We start from the raw sequence: 19,603 nt of genomic DNA, 5'->3' as shown, positions 1-19,603 counted from the left end.
TGAGCCTCCCCCATTGAATTGGTCCATCCTGATGTTTTGGAACAAGGAGGATCAAAGATGGCAAGGAAGCGTCACAAGCCTGAGGAGATCGTGGGCAAGCTCCGCCAGGCGGACGTCCTGCACAGCCAGGGCATGTCGATGGCGGATGCGATCCGGCAGCTGGGTATCAGCGAAGTCACCTTCTACCGATGGCGCAGGGAATATGGCGGCATGAGCGGCGATCAGCTGCGGCGTCTGAAGGAGCTCGAGAAGGAGAACGAGCGGCTGCGCCGGGCGGTCTCCGACCTGACCCTGGACAAGCAGATTCTGAGTGAAGCTGCGAAGGGAAACTTCTGAGCCCCTCGCGTCGCCGACGTTGCATCGATCATGTCCGCCGGCGTCTCCGGATATCGGAGCGCCGGGCCTGCCGGGTTCTCGGCCAGCACCGCTCCACGCAGCGCCATCTCCCGCGTGGACGTGATGACGAGGCCCGGCTGGTGGCGGACATGATCGAGCTGGCCCGTCAGTATGGCCGATACGGCTATCGCCGGATCGCGGCCTTGCTTCGGGAGGCCGGCTGGCAGATCAACGACAAGCGGGTCGAGCGCCTCTGGCGGCGCGAGGGGTTGAAGGTACCGGCCCGGCAGCCGAAGAGGCGGCGGCTGTGGCTGGGCGACGGATCCTGCATGCGGCTGCGGGCAGAACGGCCCAACCATGTCTGGTCCTATGACTTCGTCCACCACCGGACACATGATGGCCGGACCTTCCGGACCTTGAACGTGCTGGACGAGTTCACGCGCGAGAGCCTGGCGATCCGGGTTCGCCGGAAGCTCTCGTCGGTCGATGTGATCGACGTCCTGACGGACCTGTTCATTCTCCGCGGTCCACCGGCCTTCGTTCGCTCCGACAATGGCCCCGAGTTCGTCGCCGAGGCCGTGCGGCGCTGGATATCAGCGGTGGGCGCCAGAACGGCGTTCATCGAGCCGGGGTCACCCTGGGAGAACGGCTTTATCGAGAGCTTCAATGCCCGGTTCCGGGACGAGCTGCTCGACGGGGAAATCTTCTACACGCTGAAGGAGGCGCAGGTGGTCATCGAACAATGGCGCCGTCACTACAACACGATCCGACCGCACAGCCGTCTCGGCTACCGACCACCGGCGCCGGAGGTCATCATTCCGCCAGGCTGGCCGTCAGGCTCCGCTCCGCTTCACCAGCCGGCCGGCTTGGCGGCAAAGCCGCCCATGCACTAACATTCCACCCGGACCAATCGCTGGGGGCTGGTCAACATCGGCTACTGACCGGCTGACCTGTGGCAAGGGGTCCGGCCGCGGCGCGGCCGGACCCCTTCGCTTTTCGGGGAGGGGAGAGAACGTCCGTCACCTCGCCGGAATGCGACACGCGGAACCACCCTCGCCTCAACGGCGCCGGTGACCGGTTCCGGGAAGGCTGAACGCCCGAGGGGCGTCCCCTGTCTTCAGCCGATCACTTCCATGACATACCAGTCCCCGCCCTTGCCGCGCACATCGCCAGGCTCATCGTCGCCGGCGAAACGGTAGAGCGGCTTGTCGGCAAAGGTCAGCACCCAGGCCTTCATGTCGTCGTTCCACGCCTTGCCCCAGAGGCCGGTGGTCTCCGTCGTCTCCGGGACTGTCAGGGGCCGCCACTTGTCCAGCGCCTCGCCGGTCACCGACGAGACCTGGTAGTCGCGATCCTGCGAGGTGGCGTAGAGCGTCATGTCCTGCAGATCGGTCAGGATATTGCCGACGCCCTTGAAGTACTTGACGTTGGTGCGCCAGTAGCCGGCGCCCCGCAGCCCCTTGCGCGGGATGCGGTCGACGATGGGCCGCTGCGCGCGGCCAAAGCCGTCCGAAGTCTGCCCGTAATAGGGCGCGCTCAATTGCTCCTCCAGGACTTCCTCCAGGCTGAGCGGATCCTGGTCGGTCGGCCGATTCTGCGCCGCCGCCGGCTGAGCGGCGATCAAGGCGGCGAAGGCCGCCATCAGTGCAATTCTGAGCATCACGTCACATCCTCGATCAGAAGCCGAGCCTGACTTGATTGTGGGGATGCGGCGGCGGAACGCCAATCACAAGACAACGCAGTGTGTCATGCGCCACATGCAGGACCGGAATCCCGGCAGGCGAAAGGCTCAGGCGTTGCCGCGCTGCTCCCGCCAGAGGTCAAGCTTCTGCTGGATCGGGCGGTCGGAGAAGCTGAAAATCACGCAGTCCTCCGCCGCCTCGAAGCGGTACCAGGACCAGGACGGCGCGACGAAATGGTCGCGCGGGCCGAAATCGAAGCGCTGCTCGCCGATCTCCACCGTCCCCCGCCCCTCGACCACGGAAAACACGGTGGCGTCGGTGGCGCGGTAGGGCACGCCCGCGAAACCGGCGGGCAGCAGCTGCATGAAGGTGCCCATGGTCGGGATGGCGAAATCGCCGTTGACCGGGTTGACGTAGGACAGCTTCAGCCCCTGTGCCGCGTCCCATTCCTCGCGCCGGCGCATGGTCTCCAGCGCCTCCCGCGTGCGGTCATAAGGGTAGCTGAAAACCGGCGAGGTGTGGCTGCGCCGCGCGTAGCCGTCGGGCAGCAGGCCCTGGCCGTAGCGGGCCAGCGAGTCGCCTTCCGGGCGGCTGATCGGCTGACGGTCCTCGCCCCATTTCTCGGCGAAGCTCGCCCCGAAGAAGCCGACGACGGGAATGTCGAGACCGTCCAGCCAGACCATGGGTTCGTCCGAATCGTTGCCATGGTCGTGCCAGGTCCAGTTCGGCGTGATCACGAAGTCGCCCGGGTGCATGGTGGTCCGCTCACCGTCGACCGCGGTGTAGGCGCCCGCGCCCTCCACGACGAAGCGCAGCGCCGACTGGGTATGGCGGTGCGCCGGCGCGACCTCGCCCGGCAGGATCAGCTGCAGCCCGGCATAGAGCGAGGTGGTGATCTTCGATTCCCCCGGCATGCCCGGGTTCTCCAGGATCAGTACCCGGCGCTCGGCCTCCTTCGCCGTGATCAGCTCGCCCGAGGCCATGATGTCGTCGCGGATGTCGTCATAGCGCCAGATGGCCGGCTGCACCCGGTGCACCGGCTCCGGCGTCACCAGCCCGTGCAGCACCTCCCACAGCGGCGCCAGGTTCTTCTTGCCGATGGCGGCGTAGTATTTCCGGCGTTCCTCGATTTCGGACGGCATGACGGTCCTCCCCTTGGCGGCGCGTTACTGAACCATCACCGGAACGCACGGTCCAGACGCGGGGCCGATTGGCGCAGCCGAAGCCTTTGCCTATGGTAGCGCCAATCAGGGGAGATCGACACATGAACATCCACACGCAGTTCGCAGACGTGAAACGCCACGACGCCGCCGACGTGGCCGAGACGGCGGAGGAAGCGATCGTCACGCGCCGTTCGGTGCGCGGCTTCCTGCCCGATCCGGTGCCGCTGGACCTGGTCCGCCATATCCTGGACGTCTCGGCGCGCGCGCCGTCGGGCACCAACATGCAGCCCTGGCACGGCCACGTGATGACGGGGGCGAAGCTGAAGGAGCTCTGCGACGCCGTGGTCGAGGCCTCGCTGCACGACCGGGCGAGCCACGAGAAGGAATACAAGTACTACCCAGACCAGTTCTTCGAGCCCTATCTGACGCGGCGGCGGACGGTGGGCTTCGGGCTCTACGATCTGCTCGGCATCAGGAAGGGCGACACCCAGCGCATGGTCGAGCAGGGGGCGCGCAACTTCACCTTCTTCGACGCGCCGGTCGGCATGATGTTCACCATCGACAAGCGTCTCGAGATCGGCTCCTGGCTGGACTACGGCATGTATCTGGAGAACATCATGATCGTCGCCCGCCAGTACGGCCTGCACACCTGTCCGCAGGCGGCGTGGCCGCAATACCACCGCATCGTCAAGCCGATCCTGGGCATTCCCGACGACCACACCGTGGTCTGCGGCATGGCGCTGGGGTATGAGGACACCTCCCTGGTCGAGAACTCTCTGCGCACCGACCGCGCGCCGCTGGAGGACTACATGACCTTCCACACGGACTGACGGCGATGGCCTGGGAAACGGCGAAGGCGGCGCTGAGGGAGGCGGCGCACAGCGCGAAGGCGATGACGAGCGGCGGCGCGCGCGTGCTGCCCGATTTCGTCATCGTCGGGGCGCAGAAGGCCGGCACGACCTCGCTGTTCGCCTATCTGGCCCAGCATCCGCGCATCGCCCAACCCTCGTCGAAGGAAGTGCACTATTTCGACTACAACTACCACCGGGGCGGAAACTGGTACCGCGGGCACTTCCCCCGCGCCGAGGAGATGGCGGCCCGGGCGGAAGAGCGCGGCGGGCCGATGCTGACCTTCGAGGCCAGCCCCTATTACATGTACCACCCGCTCGCCATCGAGCGGATGTTCGCCGACCTGCCGACGCCGAAAGCCGTCGCCATGCTGCGCGACCCGATCGCGCGCGCCTACTCCCACTACTGGCACGAACACAACAAGGGCCAGGACGACCTCAGCCTGGAGGAAGCGATCGCCCAGGAGCCCCGGCGCCTGCAGGGCGAGGAGGAACGCATCCGGGAACAGCCCGAATACCGCTCCTACGCGCATCAGCACTTCTCCTATATCGGGCGCAGCCGCTACGCCCCTCAGGTGGAGCGGCTGTACCGGGTGCTGGGGCGCGAGAATGTCTGCCTGGTGAAGTCGGAGGCTTTCTTCGCCGATCCGGCGACCGAGACCGAGCGCGTCTTCGGCTTTCTGGGTCTGCCGCGCGCCGACGGCATCGACTACGCGCCGCGGAACGTCGGCGCCTATGACGACGAGATACCCGAGGCGACGCGCCGCCATCTGCGCGATCTGTTCGACGCCGACTACCGCCGGCTGCGCGAGGTCGCCGGCCGCGAATTCGACTGGTTCGAATAGGGTCCGGGCCGGCTCGCAGGGGCCAGCGGTTGCGCCACGGCCGCTCAATGCCTACGCTTGGCGCCGACGACCCACGCTGACGATTTGCTCGCCGGGTTCGATCCTCCCGCACCGTGACCGTTCTTCTGGTCCGCCGCGAGCAGCGGTGGTCGTCGTGTTGTGTATCACCGGTCGCACCCGACCGAGAGAGGAGACATGAACAACTACAATCCCGAGAAGGGCTACGTGGCGCTGCTGGGCTGGAGCCTGAACGCCATCGACGCCGTCGACCGTTTCGACCGGCGCTACATTGTCGTCGCGCCCCCGTGGGCGGAGGACTACTGCAAGGAACACGGCATTCCCTACATGCCGTGGAATTTCGACCGGCTGAACGAGCGCTCTCACGAACTGGCGCACCAGCTCAAGGACGAGGGCGTGGATGTCGCGATCCCGCTGTTCGAGGAAACGGTCGAGTGGGCCGGCGCGGTCAACTCGGTCCTGCTGGGCAATCCGCGGCTGCTGGGCCAGTCGATGCTGTTCCGCGACAAGTCGCTGATGAAGCGCCGCGCGCAGCTGGGCGGCATCCGCGTCGGCGTCTTCGAGGAGGCGCAGGACCGCAGCGACGTGATCCGGTTCCTCAAGCGCGTCAACCAGACGCTGCTGAAGCTGGACGGCGACCCGAACGATCCCATTCACTTCAAGGCGTTCGACAAGTCCGGCACCGCCGGCCACCGCGTCATCCGGACGCCCGAGGACGTCGACAACATTCCCGACGAGGAATTTCCGGCGCTGCTGGAATCGCATCTCGACGGCTGGGAATTCGCTGTCGAAGCCTGGATCAAGGACCGCAAGATCCAGTTCCTGAACATCTCGGAGTACGTCACCCTCGGCTATTCGGTGTTCGTACCGGCGACGCCGGAACTCGAGTCGCACCGGGCGCGTATCACCGAGGAAATCGAGAAGCTGATCGAGACCTTCGACATCGATTTCGGCTTCATCCACCCGGAATATTTCCTGACCAGCGACAACAAGCTCTACTTCGGCGAGGTCGCCTACAGGCCGCCGGGCTTCAACGCGCTGGAGCTGATCGAGCGCGCCTACGGCTTCAACGGCTATCAGGGCCTCGTCGTGATGTTCGACCCGAAAACCAAGCAGGAGGAGATCGACGCCTTCTTCCCCGAGCCCGTGAAGGGCGCCAGGGGACATGCGGGCTGCTTCGGCGTCTATCCGCGCCGCCGCGTCGTCAGCCAGCTAAGAGTGCCGGAGGAAACCGCCAATCACCCCTATTTCGAGTTCCACGAACTCGCGGATCCGATGGAGCAGAAAGTGGCGAAACGCACCGCCTTCGGCACGCACTGGGGGCTGGCCTATTTCTTCGGCGACGATCCGCACAAACTGCGTGATCTGCTGAAAGCCCAGGAAGAACTGGACTTCTACGTGTGATGGAAGCCAACGGCCCGCCTCGCCGGAGCGAGGCGCCATGACGGAAGCGAGTGCGGAGGTCGAGCGTCTCGCCGGGACGCTCGACGTCGCCCTGCAGCGCCTGGAACAGGCCCGAAGCTTCGCCAAGCAGCGCCATCAGCGCCCGGTTCTCGACGTGATCGGGCGGTTGCTCCGGCTTGCCGGTGGCCCGGATGCCGTCTATCAGCGCGCGCCGCGCCTTGACGCGGCCGGGCTCTTCGCCGGCTCGGACTGGGAGAATCCGACGGTGCTGCTGCCGCAGCTGGTGAGCCCGTCTCTGGACAGCCCCGATGAGGCCCTGGCGAGTCTGGAGGCGGCCAGTCTGCTGCGCTTTCTTGCCGTCGCCTGCGGCGAGGCCCAGCATCCGACGCTGGGCGGGGATCATGCGCAGCATTTCCTGACCCAGATCCTGGCCCTCAACCTGAGGCGATTCTTCAACCTGTCCGACGAATCCAGCCGGGCGAGCGGAGAACGGGCCGACGTGAACGCGCGGCTTCTGCACTTCATCGCGGCGCGGATCGGCCTGCGCGACGTGCTCGGCGTCCTCGTTGCGGAAATCTGGCGGATTCTCGAACAGCGGCCGGTCCAGGTCGGGCCGGTCAAGGACATGATCACGCAGATCGCCGTCGCGCTGAACCGGCAGGGCAGCGAGCCGGGCGCCGAACGCCTCGGCGCGGAGCGGCTGGTCAGCGCCCTGTTCGGGCCGACCGCGGAAACGCTCGACGACCCGGGTCTCGAAGCCTATCGCGAGCGGCTGTCGCACATGGACGATTCCGGGTTGTCGCGGGAAGCGATGGGTTTCGCGCGATCGATGCACGACACCGGCCTCGTATCCGACTATCACGTCGCCTTTCTTCTCTGGGCCCTGGATTATCCCGACCGGCCGCTCGTTCCCGAGGCGATGGGGCTGGGCTCGACCGGGCTCGACTGCTGGCGGAATTTCCGCGGCCTGACGGAGGAACTCATCCGCGCCGCGGTCACGCCGGCGACGCCGCAGGCGCTCTACGGCCTGGCGTCGCTGATGGAGAGGGGCGTGCTGCATCACGCGCCCATGCCACCGTCCCTCAAACGCGTTCTCCGCCTCGAACCCACAACCGCGGTGCGCGAACGCCTGGCGCAGGCCTTCGGCCCGGGAACTTCGCCGGAGTCCCATCTCCTGGCGGGCGCGCTGGAAGTGCTCGGCCTGCCCCTGGGCGTCGGCCAGGGCGCCAATCCGACCTGCCAGTCCGCACGCGCGATCTCCATGTGGGCGCTGAACGACCCCGACTACCTGCTGCATCTGATCGTGCAGGCGGGTGAGGCCGAAACCATCCTGATGCACTTCGAGGGCGAGGCGGTGAACTCCGCCGACCTGCCGGCGGGGCTCGCCGGGTTCGGACCGATCGACGCCGATCCGGTCTCGGTCCTGCTGGTGCCGCATCTGGACCGGATCTATGCCGAGATGGGCCGGCGCTGCGCGGGGCGGCCGGGCGACCCCCATCGCTGGATCAATCCCGAGTTCCATGGCTGGTGGGTGGCGCGCGACTGCGCGGTGGCCGTCGATATCGCCACCGGCCAGCTTGCCGACTACGAGGGGTTCGTCGCCCGATTCCACGAAACCTATCACCCGGCCTACAACGGAGACCGCCCGCTGATCCATCCGCAGCCGGCCGGTATCGCCTTCACGGACGCCACGGGCGCGTTCGTCGGCTGGCACGCCATCACCATCCTGCGCGTCGCGCCGGGACGGTCGGGGGAGATGCGCGTGTACTTCTTCAACCCCAACAATGACAGCGGTCAGGACTGGGGCCATGGCGTGACGGTGACCACAGGCGGCAACGGGGAGCGCTCCGGCGAAGGATCTCTGGAGTTCGAGCAATTCCTTTCGCGCCTCTACCTGTTCCACGACCAGCCGCTCAGAGAGGCGCGGCGCGGCGCCGTTCCGCGCGACGTGGTCGAGCGGGTGAGGGAGATGGCCGTGGGCAGCTGGGCCGCCGACCGCATTCCCGTGACGTCGCTGGCCGGAGAAGCACCACGCGGGTAGGCGCGGGGCAGGACTGTTCGCGGGAGAGCGGGACGCCGGAGATGGCTTGGCCTCGCGCGCCGCAACGCTACATTGCCCCGCAGCCAGTCAATGAAATCAGCAGGGAGCGGAAGAGATGAAATTCGGGATCGTGCCGGTGAATGTCGGCGTGCAGTCGGCGGCGCAGATGATCGCCATGGCGCAGGCGGCCGAAGAACTCGGCTTCGACAGCGTCTGGACCTTCGAGCACGTGATCGTGCCGCACGACTACGAATCGAAGTACCCCTACAACAAGTCCGGCAAGATGGGCGCGGCCCCGGAGACCAACTTCGTCGATCCGCTGATCGCGCTGACCGCGATCGCCCAGGCGACGAGCACCATCAAACTGGCCACCGGCATCAACATCGTCTCCCAGACCAATCCGCTGCTGCTGGCCAAGCAGGCGGCGAGCCTGGACTTCGTCTCCGGCGGGCGGTTCATGCTGGGCGCAGGCATCGGCTGGCTGCGCGAGGAGTTCGAGGCCATGGGCACGCCGTTCGAGCGCCGCGGCGCGCGCTTCGACGATTACATGGTCGCCCTGAAGAAGGTCTGGTCCGGCGAGACGGTCGAGCACGAGAGCGAGTTCCTCAGCTGGCACAACTTCAAGAGCTATCCCCTGCCGGTGCAGCGCCCGGGCGTGCCGATCCACATGGGCGGCAACAAGGGCAGGATCTTCGAACGGATCGCCAGATACGGCGATGGGTGGTTCATTCCCGGCGCCGACCTGCGGCAGCTTCCCGGCCAGCTCGACGCGCTGAAATCGGCGCTGGAGGCCGAGGGCCGCGAAATCGGCGAGATCGAGCTGTCGACCATCTGGGTGCCGCAGATGGGCCGGGAGATGCTGGATGGCCTGGAGAAACTGGGCGTCGAACGGGCGGTGATCATGCCGAGCGCGCTGGGCGGCGACGGCGGGCCGGAAGCGTTGAAGGACTTCGCCAGGGACTACATCGCCGGCTGATCCCTGACCGGCCGCAGCCGGTGGGGGCGCGCTTCGCGAAGCGCGAACTGCGCCCCCTGCGCAACCTGCGAAACCCGCGGCGCCGCCGGCGCAATCGCGCTGGCGGCGTGCCGGCGGCCTCTGCATCTCTCCGCCATCGCCAACCCGATGCGGAGAGACCGCCATGGAATTCGCCCATACCGCCCTCGCCTTCGCCGCCCTCATCCTCGGCGCCGTCCAGATCGCCGGGCGCAAGGCCGGGCGCCGCCACCGCCTTGTCGGCCGTGCCTACGTGGCGGCCATGGCGCTGACAGCGCTGAGCTCCTTTTTCCTGACTTCGCTGACCGGCGGCTTCAGCTTCCTGCACGCGCTCTCGGCCTGGACGCTGTTCACGCTGGCCTGGGCCATGGCGATGGTCCGCCGCGGCAATCTGGCCGGCCACGGCTATTCGATGATCATGCTCTATGGCGGACTGGTCACCGCCGGCTTCTTCGCCGCCCAGCGCCATGGCCTCGACCTGCCCGCGACCGCCCTCGTGACGCTGGTCGCCGGCTTCTGGATCGTCTGGATCGCGTTCGCAGAGATGCTGCGCCGGCGGCTTGCGCGGCGGACGGCGGATTTGCGATCCTGAACCTAAGGCAATCATGGCCGGACACGACAGCCGATGAGCGGCAAGGATCCGAACGAAGTGGATGAAACGAACGTGAGGACCGCCGCCCGCCGTGGGCCGCCGCCGCCGACCGAGCCGGCCTGCCCGGTCTGCCTGTCCGCGCGGACCGCGGTCCTGCTGGCAGTGGACGGGCGCGACTACTGGCGATGCCGCGATTGCGAGGCCCGCTTTCTCGATCCGGCTCAGCTGCCGGCGCGCGCGGCCGAGCGGGCCTATTACACAGGGCACCAGAACGACGTTGGCGATCCGGGCTACCGGCGTTTTCTCTCGAAGCTGGCGCTGCCGCTGCTCGCCCGTCTGGAGTCCCCGTCGGCCGGACTCGACTATGGCTGCGGGCCGGGCCCGGCTCTCGCCGCGATGTTCCGCGAGGCCGGTCACGAAGTGGCGCTCTACGATCCCTTCTTCGCGCCCGATCCGACAGTGCTTGAAGACGTCTACGATTTCGTCGTCTGCAGCGAGACGGCGGAGCATTTTCACCGGCCGGCGGAAGAGTTCCGCCGGCTGCGCCGGCTCGTACGGCCCGGGGGCTGGCTCGGCATCATGACGTGTTTCCAGACGGACGACGCGCGCTTCGCCGCCTGGCACTACCGCCGGGATCCGACCCATGTCGTGTTCTACCGCGAATCGACCTTCCGCCATCTCGCCGGCAGCTGGGGCTGGTCCTTCCGCACGCCCGTCAAGGATGTCGTCCTGATGCAGCGGCCCGGACCGGGGAATGACGGCGAATGACCACCTTGCTGCATACGCAACGGCTGGATTCGGTCTGCGCCGCCATCGACGAGAGCGGGCCCGCCAGCCTCGTCGATCTGGGCTGCGGCGACGGCGATCTCCTCGTGCGACTGGCGCGGAATTCCGGCATCGGACGGCTGGTCGGGATGGATCTGTGTCCCCGGGCGCTGGACCGTCTGAGGGAGAGACTGAAGACCGAGGCGGACGGGGCCGGGCGGATCGAAGTCCGTATGGGTTCGATGCTGGAACCCCAGACGGACCTGCGGGGGTTCGACTGCGCGGTGCTGCTGGAGACCATCGAGCATATCGAGCCGGAACGGCTGTCGAAGCTGGAGCGCTCAGTGTTCCACGACCTGCGCCCGAAGACTGTCATCGTGACGACGCCGAACGTCGAGTACAACGTCATCCTCGGCGTGCCGGCCCACCGCTTCCGCCATCCCGGCCACCGCTTCGAATGGCCTCGGGCCAGGTTTCGGAAATGGGGCGCCAGAGTCGCCGGAAGCGCCGGCTACAAGGTCGAATTCCGCGATATCGGAGGCGTCCATCCCGAGTTGGGGGGCGCCAGCCAGATGGCGGTTTTCCGGTCGGACGCGCATGATGCGTTGGCGCGGCGGAATCCCGGCGGTAGCTTGGACGCATGAATGCCATCGACCCGATTCAGGCGGCGCGCTGGGACGCGGCGCGCGAACTGCACCACCGCTACTTCATCGGCCTGATCCTCTTCGTCCTGCAGAAGCACGGTACGGATGCCGCGGCCGGGATGATGCAGCGCACCTTCGAGCGCCAGCGGGGGCAGAAGTTCCTGCAATCCATCGAGAAACTCGGCCTTGCCGGCCTGCCGCCGGCCGAGACGGCGGCGAAGTTCCTCTATCTCGCCAACAAGCTGGGCGGCGTGCTGGTCGAATGCGCCGTCGAGAGCCCGGAAAAGGCCTGGATCCGCTATCCGACGCCGCGCTGGATGTACGACGGCACGGCGATCTGCGCCATTCCGCCCGAAGTCTCGACCGCGCCCATGCGCGGCTTCCACAGCCAGATCGGCGCCACCCTCGGCGTCGAGAGTCTCGGCTATGTCTGCGTCGGGCAAACGGCGGAGGGCCACCCGGGCCTGGAAGGGTTCTTCATCGACCGGGGCCGGCCGCTGGCGCCCCATGAACGTCTCAGTTTCGAGCCGGACCACCCCCGGCCCGACTACGACCCGGCGCAATTCCCGACGGTCGACTGGCCGGAAGACCGGCTGCTGAAGGTGAAACGCAACTACGCCGTCACCTATCTGACCAACGCCCTGCCGGCGCTGATCGAGGTGCTCGGCGCGCGCGACGCCGGGGAGGCGGGCCACGGCGCCGGGGTCCGGATCGGCCTGCACTACTATGGCAGGCTGCGCGACATCATGGGCGAGCCCGGCGACTTCGGCGATTTCCTGCTGGCCCTGCTGTCCGGGATGGACGAGGCGGCCGGGCGCAAGGACGCCCATACGGTCGCGCAGACCGGCTGGCGCACCATGCGCGGCCGGGAGGACCAGTTCGATCCCCTGCTGCGCGCCTGGTCGGGACTGATCGAGGGCTGTCTTCTGGTCCACGACCGCACGCGGCGCTTCCGCGTCGAACGCGACGGCGAACGGATCGTCTGGCGGTTCTGATCCGCGGCGCCGCGCCACTTGACCCAGATCAAGCCTGCGGCGGCCGTCCCGTGATCTATTGTCCATCTGAACCCTGTAAAATGGAGGTGGGCGATGATCCTCTCGCCACGCAATGGCGGCATCCTGCTGGGTGTCGTCTTCTTCGCCGCGGTCCTGCTGGTGAAGCCCATCGGCGTCTCGACCCAGTTCGTGATCCTGGACGGCATGATCTGGGACCTGTTCGCGCCTGAAGTCGTCGTCGTCGACGAGACGGCGAAGAGCGGCTACGCCAGCCCCAACGCCTATCTCGACAAGAGCGGCGGGAGCTATGCGAAGAACGTCGCCAATCCGCTGAACTACAGCTTCGTCTTCGTCATCGCGATGATGGCCGGCGCCCTCGTCTCGGCGCTGCTTCGCGGCGGCGTCGGGCGGGAAGAGCGTACGATGCCGGCAGTCTGGCGCGCCAATTTCGGCGACTCTCCGGCGAAGCGCTACGCCGCGGTCTTCGTCGCCGGATTCATCGTGCTCTTCGGCGCCCGCCTGGCCGGCGGCTGCACATCCGGCCACATGATGAGCGGCATGATGCAGACTGCCCTCTCCGGCTACGTCTTTGCCGCCGGCGCCTTTCTCGCCGCGATCCCCGTCGCCCTCATCCTGTTCCGCAAGGAGGCCTGAGCCATGACCGAGATGCTTCTCGCCATCGTCCTCGGCGCGGCGTTCGGCGCCACGCTGGACCGGATCGGGGCCACCAACCCCGGTTACATCATCCGCATGCTGAACCTGACCGAAACGCACCTGATGAAGACCATCTTCACCGGCATCGGCGTCGCATCGGTGCTGCTGTTCGGCGGCTTGCTGCTCGGCGTGGTCGATCCGGGCCACCTGTCGGTGAAGTCGGCCTATGCCGGCGTCTTCATCGGCGGCCTGCTGCTCGGCGCGGGCTTCGCGGTCGCCGGCTACTGCCCCGGGACGGGGCTGACCGCGCTGGCCACAGGCCGCAAGGATGCGCTGTTCTTCGCCATTGGCGGCCTGTGCGGCGCGGCGGCCTACATGGTGAGCTACGAAGACTTCGCCGGCAGCGCGATGCTGGCGGACATCGCCGGCGGCAAGACGACCCTGGGTCTGATCGAGGGCGCCGGCTACCCGGCTCTGTTCGAGAGCCTGAGCGGCGAAATCCTCGGCATCGCCGTTGGCGTCGTCTTCATCGCCATCGGTCTGCTGCTGCCGCACCGCCTGACCGGCAAGCCAAGGTCGATCGCGGCCGAATAGCAGAACGGCAACCGGGGCCGGACACCGCAGTCCGGCCCCTTTCCGTGCCGTCCCTAGAACGGAATTTCGTCGTCCAGGTCACTGCCGCCGCCATAGTCGTCGCGGCCACCGCCGCCGCTACCGCCGCCGGAGCCGCCGCTGCGGCCGCCGCCGTAGCCGCCGCCGCCATCGCCATAGCCGCCGTCATCGCCGCCACCGCTGCCGCCACCGGCGCCGCGGCTGTCGAGCATCTGCAACTCGCCCCGGAAGCGGTTGAGCACGACCTCGGTCGAGTAACGGTCCTGGCCCGACTGGTCCTGCCATTTCCGGGTCTGCAGCTGGCCCTCGATATAGACCTTGGAGCCCTTCTTCAGATACTGCTCGGCGACGCGGGCGAGGTTCTCGTTGAAGATCACCACCCGGTGCCATTCGGTGCGCTCGCGCCGTTCGCCGGAGTTCCTGTCACGCCACTGCTCGGACGTGGCGAGGCGCAGGTTCACCACCGGATTGCCGTCGTTCATGCGGCGCACTTCCGGGTCGGCGCCCAGATTGCCCACCAGAATGACCTTGTTCACCCCTGCCATGTTCAGCCCTCCGCGCCGGAATCGATTCTGCCCCGAGTCTTAGCCCCTCGCGGCGGCGGACGCCACCGGCTTGCGACGGCCCGCCGGGGGGCGGCTGATCGGCGCACGCCACCGGGGAACGGTCCAAAACCGGCTCCGCGCCCTATATTGTCATGAGACGCGCCGAAGGTCTGGTCCGGCCCGGCGAGGCGCGATAGGTTTTCCATTCGTTCCGCTTTCTCCGGCAGATGGTGTTTCATGCAGAAGGTCATCAGTGTCCGCGGCGCCCGCGAGCACAATCTGAAGGGCATTGACGTCGACATTCCCCGCGACCGGCTGGTGGTGATCACCGGGCTGTCGGGTTCGGGCAAGTCGTCGCTGGCCTTCGACACCATCTACGCCGAAGGGCAGCGCCGCTATGTCGAGAGCCTTTCGGCCTATGCGCGCCAGTTCCTGGAACTGATGCAGAAGCCGGACGTCGACCACATCGAGGGGCTGAGCCCGGCCATCTCCATAGAGCAGAAAACGACGTCGAAGAATCCGCGCTCCACCGTCGGCACGGTGACCGAGATCCATGACTACATGCGCCTGCTCTGGGCCCGGATCGGCATCCCCTACTCGCCCGCGACCGGCGAGCCGATCGAGAGCCAGACGGTCAGCCAGATGGTCGACCGGGTGATGGCCATGGAGGAAGGCACGCGGCTCTACCTGCTGGCGCCCATGGTGCGCGGCCGCAAGGGCGAGTACCGCAAGGAGTTCAGGGATCTCAGGAAGGGCGGCTTCCAGCGCGTCAAGGTCGACGGCGAGCTCTACGACATCGAGGACGTGCCGGCGCTCGACAAGAAGCTCAAGCACGACATCGAGGTGGTGGTCGACCGCATCGTCGTCCGCGACGACATCGCCACCCGCCTCGCCGACAGCTTCGAGACCGCGCTGGCCCTGGCCGAGGGCATCGCCATTGCCGAGAACGCCGACGGCGGCGAGCGGACCGTCTTCTCGGCCAAGTTCGCCTGCCCGGTCTCCGGCTTCACCATCGAGGAGATCGAGCCCCGGCTGTTCAGCTTCAACAACCCCTTCGGCGCCTGTCCGGCCTGCGACGGCCTGGGCACGGAGATGTATGTCGACGCCGACCTCGTGGTCCCCGAGAAGGACCTGAGCCTGCGTGCCGGCGCCATCGCGCCCTGGTCGAAGACGACCTCGCCCTACTACATGCAGACGCTGGACAGCATCCTGCGCCATTTTGGCCAGTCCATGACCACGCCCTGGGAGGAGCTGCCCGAGGCGGTGCGGGACGTCATCCTGTTCGGCTCGGGCAAGGAGCAGATCGAGTTCCGCTATGACGACGGCCTGCGCAGCTACAAGACGGCCAAGGGCTTCGAAGGCGTCGTCCGCAATCTGGAGCGGCGCTGGCGCGAAACCGATTCGGCGCGCATGCGCGAGGAGATCGAGACCTATCAGGCGAAGACCGCCTGCTCGGTCTGCGGCGGGTACCGGCTGAAGCCCGAGGCGCTGGCGGTGAAGATCAACGGCCTGCATATCGGCCAGGCCTCGGAATTCTCCATCAAGGGGGCGGCGGAGTGGTTCGGCGGGCTGGAGCCGAAGCTGACCCCGAAACAGCGGGAGATCGCCGAACGTATCCTGAAGGAAATCAACGAACGCGTCGGCTTCCTCAACAATGTCGGCCTGGAATACCTGACGCTGAGCCGCAATTCCGGCACGCTGTCGGGCGGCGAGAGCCAGCGGATCCGTCTGGCCAGCCAGATCGGGTCCGGCCTCACAGGCGTGCTCTACGTGCTCGACGAGCCCTCCATCGGCCTGCACCAGCGCGACAATGGCCGCCTGCTGGAGACGCTGAAGAACCTGCGCGATCTCGGCAATACGGTGATCGTCGTGGAGCACGACGAGGAAGCCATCCTGTCGGCCGACCACGTCATCGACATCGGCCCGCTGGCCGGCGCCCATGGCGGCGAACTGATCGCCGAGGGCACGCCCGAGCGGATCATGCAGACCGAGGCCTCGATCACCGGCCAGTATCTCGCCGGCATCGCCCAGGTGCCGGTGCCGCAGCGGCGCCGCGAAGGCCACCGGGACCGCTTCCTGCGCATTGTCGGCGCCACCGGCAACAACCTGAAGAACGTCACCGCCACCCTGCCGCTCGGCGCCTTCGTCTGCATCACGGGCGTTTCGGGATCGGGCAAGTCGACGCTGACCATCGAGACGCTCTACAAGGCGCTGGCGCGGCGGCTGCACGGCGCCAAGGCCGCACCGGCGCCGCATCAGCGCATCGACGGCCTGGAATGGCTGGACAAGATCATCGACATCGACCAGTCGCCCATCGGCCGCACCCCGCGCTCCAATCCGGCGACCTATACCGGCGCCTTCTCGCCGATCCGCGACTGGTTCGCGGAACTGCCCGAGGCCAAGGCGCGCGGCTACAAGCCCGGGCGGTTCAGCTTCAACGTCAAGGGCGGGCGCTGCGAGGCCTGCCAGGGCGACGGGCTGATCAAGATCGAGATGCACTTCCTGCCCGACATCTACGTCACCTGCGACGTCTGCAAGGGCCGGCGCTACAACCGCGAGACCCTCGACATCCTGTTCAAGGGCAAGTCGATCTCCGACGTGCTGGAGATGACCGTCGAGGAGGGCCAGGAGTTCTTCAAGGCGGTGCCGGCGGTGCGCGAGAAGCTGGACACGCTGATGCGCGTCGGCCTCGGCTACATCAAGATCGGCCAGCAGGCGACGACGCTCTCGGGCGGCGAGGCCCAGCGCGTGAAGCTGGCCAAGGAACTGTCGAAACGGGCCACGGGCCGCACGCTCTACATCCTGGACGAGCCGACCACAGGCCTGCATTTCGAGGACGTGCGGAAGCTGCTGGAAGTGCTGCAGGCGCTGGTCGACAGCGGCAATTCGGTGCTCGTCATCGAACACAACCTGGAAGTCATCAAGACCGCCGACTGGATCGTCGACATCGGCCCGGAAGGCGGCGACGGCGGCGGCGAGATCGTCGCCTGCGGCACGCCCGAGGAAGTCGCCACGGTCGCCGAGAGCCACACCGGCCGCTATCTGGCCGAAGTGCTGGCCCGGCGCGCGTCGAAGGCGCTGCCGGCGCCGAAGAAAGCGCGGACGCGGAAGCGGCGCAACGCCGCCTGAATCAGGCCGCGGTGCGGCGGAGGGGAACGAGATGGCGGAGACGGAATCCTTCGGCCTGGAAGGCAAGGCGGCGCTGGTCGTCGGCGGCGGCGCGGCGGGCGACGGCATCGGCAATGGCCGGGCGGCGGCGATCCTGCTGGCCCGCGCCGGCGCGCGCGTGATGGTCGCCGACCGCGACAGGGCGCTGGCCGAGCGCACGGCGGAAATGATCCGGGGCGAGGGCGGCGAGGCCCGCGCCTTCGAGGCCGACGCCACCGACGAAGCACAGTGCGAGGCCATGGTGCGGGCGACGCTGGATGCCTTCGGCCGGCTCGATGCCCTCGACAACAATGTCGGCATCGGCAGCCGCGGCAGCGTCGTCGCCACCAGCCAGACCGACTGGGAGCGGGTGATGCGGGTCAATGTCGAGACCATGTTCCTGGTCTCCAAGCACGCCATCCCGGCCATGATAGAGAGCGGCGGCGGCGCCATCGTCAACGTCTCGTCGATCTCGGCGCTCAGGCCGCGCGGTCTGACCGCCTATTCCGTCTCCAAGGGCGCGGTGATAGCGCTGACCCGGGCCATGGCGGTCGATCACGGCCCGGACGGAATCCGGGTGAACTGCGTCGCGCCGGGGCCGGTCTACACGCCCATGGTCTATGGCCGCGGCATGAGCGAGGCGGCGCGCGCCCAGCGGGCGAAGGCCTCCAGGCTGGGCATCGAGGGCACGGGCTGGGACGTCGGCCAGGCCGTGCGTTTCCTGCTGTCGGCCCAGGCGCGCTATGTCACCGGCCAGACGCTGGTGGTGGACGGTGGTGTGACGCTGACCGGACCGGAACGGGATTCGGCCGGCTGAGGCGGCCAGAGGGGAGAACCGGAAAATGGCGCGCGTGAAGTACCTGACGAAGGACGACCTGGCGGAGGACGACAGGCCGCTGCTGGAGCGTTCGGGCATCAACCTGTTCCGGGCGCTGGCCAACAATCCGTCCGCCGCGCGGGCCTTCGCGCATCTGGGCAGCCACATCCGCAACGGGAGCGAGCTGGACGGACGGATCCGGGAACTGGCCATCCTGACCGTCGGCTGGCTGGCGCGCTCCCCCTACGAGTGGTCGCATCACATCAGGATCGGTTACGACTTCGGCGTCAGCGAGGCGGATATCGAGGGCCTGATCGCCGAAGCGGAAGGCCGCGACAGCGATCTCGACCCGCTGGCGAAGCTCGCCTGCCGGGCGGCGCGGGAGATGACGCTGGACGGCGCAGTCGCGGACGCGACCTTCGATGCCCTGGAAGGTCATCTGGGCCACGACCTGATCATCGAACTCGTGCTGGCCGTCGCGACCTACAATGCGGTCGTCCGCATCCTCGGCAGCCTGCAGATCGACGTCGAGGACGCCTACATGCCCTATCTCGAGCGCTTCCCCCTGCCGGAGAAGTGAAACCCCTCAATGGCTCTCCAGCGTCAGGCGCAGACCGCTGCGGAAGTCGGTCTCCGCGGGGACGTTGAAGGCGGCGTTGGCCTTTGCGGGGTCGCCCAGTGAGGTACGGATGTCGCCGGCGCGCGGCTCGGCGAAGGTGATGTCGGCTTCGGCGTCCGACAACTCCGCGATCGTGTTTGCCAGATCCAGCACCGAGGTCTTGCGGCCGGTGCAGACATTGAAGACCGCACCTTCGCCGCCGCCCGCGTCCATCGCCGCCAGCAGGTGGCGCACCACGTCGCCGACATAGACGAAGTCCCGCACCTGCTCGCCGTTGCCGAAGATCGTGATGCCCTGGCCAGCGCGGATGCGGTCGGTGAAGATGGCGATGACGCCGGAATAGGGCGACTTCGGGTCCTGGCGCGGCCCGAAGACGTTGAAGAAGCGGAAGCCGGTATTGGGCACGCCGTGCACGCCATGGGCGACGCGGCCATGCAGTTCGCAGCCCAGCTTGTCGGCGCCATAGGCCGAGAGCGGCCTGGTGCGCGCGTCCTCGTCCAGCGGCACGTCGGGGTTGTCGCCGTAGACGGCGGCCGATGAGGCGTAGATCACTGGCCGGCCGCCGGCCTGGCGGGCGGCGTCGAACACCGTGATGGTGCCGGTCAGGTTGGTGCGGTGGCTGGTCACCCACTCCTCGGTGCAGCGCTGCACCGAGGCCACGGCGGCGAGGTGGAAGCAGCCATCGGCCTTTTCCATCAGCCGCCGGACCAGCGCGGCGTCGGCCACGTCGCCCTCGACGACCTCCGCCTCGGCGGGCGCGTTCTCCCGCTTGCCCGTGGACATGTCGTCCAGGATCGTCACCGTGTCGCCGCGCGCGGTCAGGGCGTCGCAGAGATGGGAGCCGATGAAGCCGCAGCCGCCGGTCACGAGCCAGTGCGCCAT

General features: G+C 67.6%; 19 protein-coding genes. 15 read left to right on the top strand and 4 right to left on the bottom strand.

Annotated features, from left to right (window positions below; translation table 11 throughout):
- Window positions 1-57: 57 nt before the first annotated feature.
- Window positions 58-1,229 (top strand): IS3 family transposase gene (locus tag CWC60_RS01115; protein ID WP_109792214.1). Its coding sequence is split into 2 segments (ribosomal slippage): window positions 58-322 and window positions 322-1,229, totalling 1,173 coding nucleotides; the frame shifts between segments, so codons are not numbered across the junction.
- 224 nt (window positions 1,230-1,453) lie between these two features.
- On the opposite strand, the gene CWC60_RS01110 is transcribed toward CWC60_RS01115, so the two are convergent.
- Window positions 1,454-1,996 carry a COG4315 family predicted lipoprotein gene (locus CWC60_RS01110; protein WP_125182701.1) on the bottom strand — a complete coding sequence of 181 codons (543 nt, stop codon included), beginning with the start codon at window positions 1,994-1,996 and terminating at the stop codon, window positions 1,454-1,456.
- Window positions 1,997-2,125: 129 nt separating this feature from the next.
- Window positions 2,126-3,160 (bottom strand): gentisate 1,2-dioxygenase, encoded by a 1,035-nt coding sequence (gene gtdA / locus CWC60_RS01105; protein ID WP_109792212.1) that lies wholly within the window; start codon window positions 3,158-3,160, stop codon window positions 2,126-2,128.
- Between the two features lie 122 nt (window positions 3,161-3,282).
- On the opposite strand from gtdA, the gene CWC60_RS01100 reads away from it, so the two are divergent.
- From CWC60_RS01100 to CWC60_RS01050, 11 genes are all read left to right on the top strand, one after another.
- A complete protein-coding gene (locus tag CWC60_RS01100; protein WP_109792211.1) occupies window positions 3,283-4,011 on the top strand; it encodes a nitroreductase in 729 nt (242 codons plus the stop codon).
- Window positions 4,012-4,016: 5 nt separating this feature from the next.
- On the top strand, window positions 4,017-4,874 hold the full coding sequence (locus tag CWC60_RS01095; RefSeq protein ID WP_109792210.1) for a sulfotransferase domain-containing protein: 858 nt from the start codon (window positions 4,017-4,019) through the stop codon (window positions 4,872-4,874).
- Window positions 4,875-5,069: 195 nt separating this feature from the next.
- Window positions 5,070-6,296, top strand: a complete 1,227-nt coding sequence (locus CWC60_RS01090; RefSeq protein WP_109792209.1) for an ATP-grasp domain-containing protein — start codon at window positions 5,070-5,072, stop codon at window positions 6,294-6,296.
- A gap of 37 nt (window positions 6,297-6,333) precedes the next feature.
- Window positions 6,334-8,337, top strand: a complete 2,004-nt coding sequence (locus CWC60_RS01085; RefSeq protein WP_109792208.1) for a hypothetical protein — start codon at window positions 6,334-6,336, stop codon at window positions 8,335-8,337.
- Window positions 8,338-8,452: 115 nt separating this feature from the next.
- Window positions 8,453-9,313: an LLM class F420-dependent oxidoreductase gene (locus tag CWC60_RS01080; RefSeq protein WP_109792207.1), complete on the top strand. Its 861-nt coding sequence runs from the start codon at window positions 8,453-8,455 to the stop codon at window positions 9,311-9,313.
- A gap of 163 nt (window positions 9,314-9,476) precedes the next feature.
- Window positions 9,477-9,923 carry a DUF2306 domain-containing protein gene (locus CWC60_RS01075; protein ID WP_109792206.1) on the top strand — a complete coding sequence of 149 codons (447 nt, stop codon included), beginning with the start codon at window positions 9,477-9,479 and terminating at the stop codon, window positions 9,921-9,923.
- A gap of 72 nt (window positions 9,924-9,995) precedes the next feature.
- A complete protein-coding gene (locus tag CWC60_RS01070; RefSeq protein WP_206419702.1) occupies window positions 9,996-10,691 on the top strand; it encodes a class I SAM-dependent methyltransferase in 696 nt (231 codons plus the stop codon).
- On the top strand, window positions 10,688-11,332 hold the full coding sequence (locus CWC60_RS01065) for a methyltransferase domain-containing protein (protein WP_109792204.1): 645 nt from the start codon (window positions 10,688-10,690) through the stop codon (window positions 11,330-11,332). The genes CWC60_RS01070 and CWC60_RS01065 overlap by 4 nt, the downstream gene beginning before the upstream one ends.
- On the top strand, window positions 11,329-12,327 hold the full coding sequence (locus CWC60_RS01060) for a hypothetical protein (protein ID WP_109792203.1): 999 nt from the start codon (window positions 11,329-11,331) through the stop codon (window positions 12,325-12,327). The genes CWC60_RS01065 and CWC60_RS01060 overlap by 4 nt, the downstream gene beginning before the upstream one ends.
- Window positions 12,328-12,420: 93 nt before the next feature.
- On the top strand, window positions 12,421-12,981 hold the full coding sequence (locus CWC60_RS01055; protein ID WP_109792202.1) for a YeeE/YedE thiosulfate transporter family protein: 561 nt from the start codon (window positions 12,421-12,423) through the stop codon (window positions 12,979-12,981).
- 3 nt (window positions 12,982-12,984) lie between these two features.
- A complete protein-coding gene (locus tag CWC60_RS01050; protein WP_109792201.1) occupies window positions 12,985-13,575 on the top strand; it encodes a DUF6691 family protein in 591 nt (196 codons plus the stop codon).
- A gap of 53 nt (window positions 13,576-13,628) precedes the next feature.
- On the opposite strand, the gene ssb is transcribed toward CWC60_RS01050, so the two are convergent.
- Window positions 13,629-14,138 (bottom strand): single-stranded DNA-binding protein, encoded by a 510-nt coding sequence (ssb, locus tag CWC60_RS01045; protein WP_133120279.1) that lies wholly within the window; start codon window positions 14,136-14,138, stop codon window positions 13,629-13,631.
- Window positions 14,139-14,375: 237 nt separating this feature from the next.
- Here ssb and uvrA point away from each other — a divergent pair, with 237 nt between their 5' ends.
- The 3 genes from uvrA to CWC60_RS01030 are packed head-to-tail and all read left to right on the top strand — an operon-like array spanning window position 14,376 to window position 18,682.
- Window positions 14,376-17,267 carry an excinuclease ABC subunit UvrA gene (gene uvrA / locus CWC60_RS01040; RefSeq protein ID WP_109792199.1) on the top strand — a complete coding sequence of 964 codons (2,892 nt, stop codon included), beginning with the start codon at window positions 14,376-14,378 and terminating at the stop codon, window positions 17,265-17,267.
- 31 nt (window positions 17,268-17,298) lie between these two features.
- On the top strand, window positions 17,299-18,102 hold the full coding sequence (locus CWC60_RS01035; protein ID WP_109792198.1) for an SDR family NAD(P)-dependent oxidoreductase: 804 nt from the start codon (window positions 17,299-17,301) through the stop codon (window positions 18,100-18,102).
- A gap of 25 nt (window positions 18,103-18,127) precedes the next feature.
- Entirely contained in the window at window positions 18,128-18,682 is a 555-nt protein-coding gene (locus tag CWC60_RS01030) for a carboxymuconolactone decarboxylase family protein (protein ID WP_109792197.1), read from the top strand.
- 6 nt (window positions 18,683-18,688) lie between these two features.
- Here CWC60_RS01030 and CWC60_RS01025 read toward each other — a convergent pair whose 3' ends face one another.
- Complete coding sequence (locus CWC60_RS01025) at window positions 18,689-19,603, bottom strand: NAD-dependent epimerase/dehydratase family protein (RefSeq protein ID WP_109792196.1); 915 nt, start codon at window positions 19,601-19,603, stop codon at window positions 18,689-18,691.

It is taken from the genome of Minwuia thermotolerans (assembly GCF_002924445.1).
GTDB classification, from domain to species: domain Bacteria; phylum Pseudomonadota; class Alphaproteobacteria; order Minwuiales; family Minwuiaceae; genus Minwuia; species Minwuia thermotolerans.
This window is presented reverse-complemented; position numbering and strand designations above follow the sequence as displayed.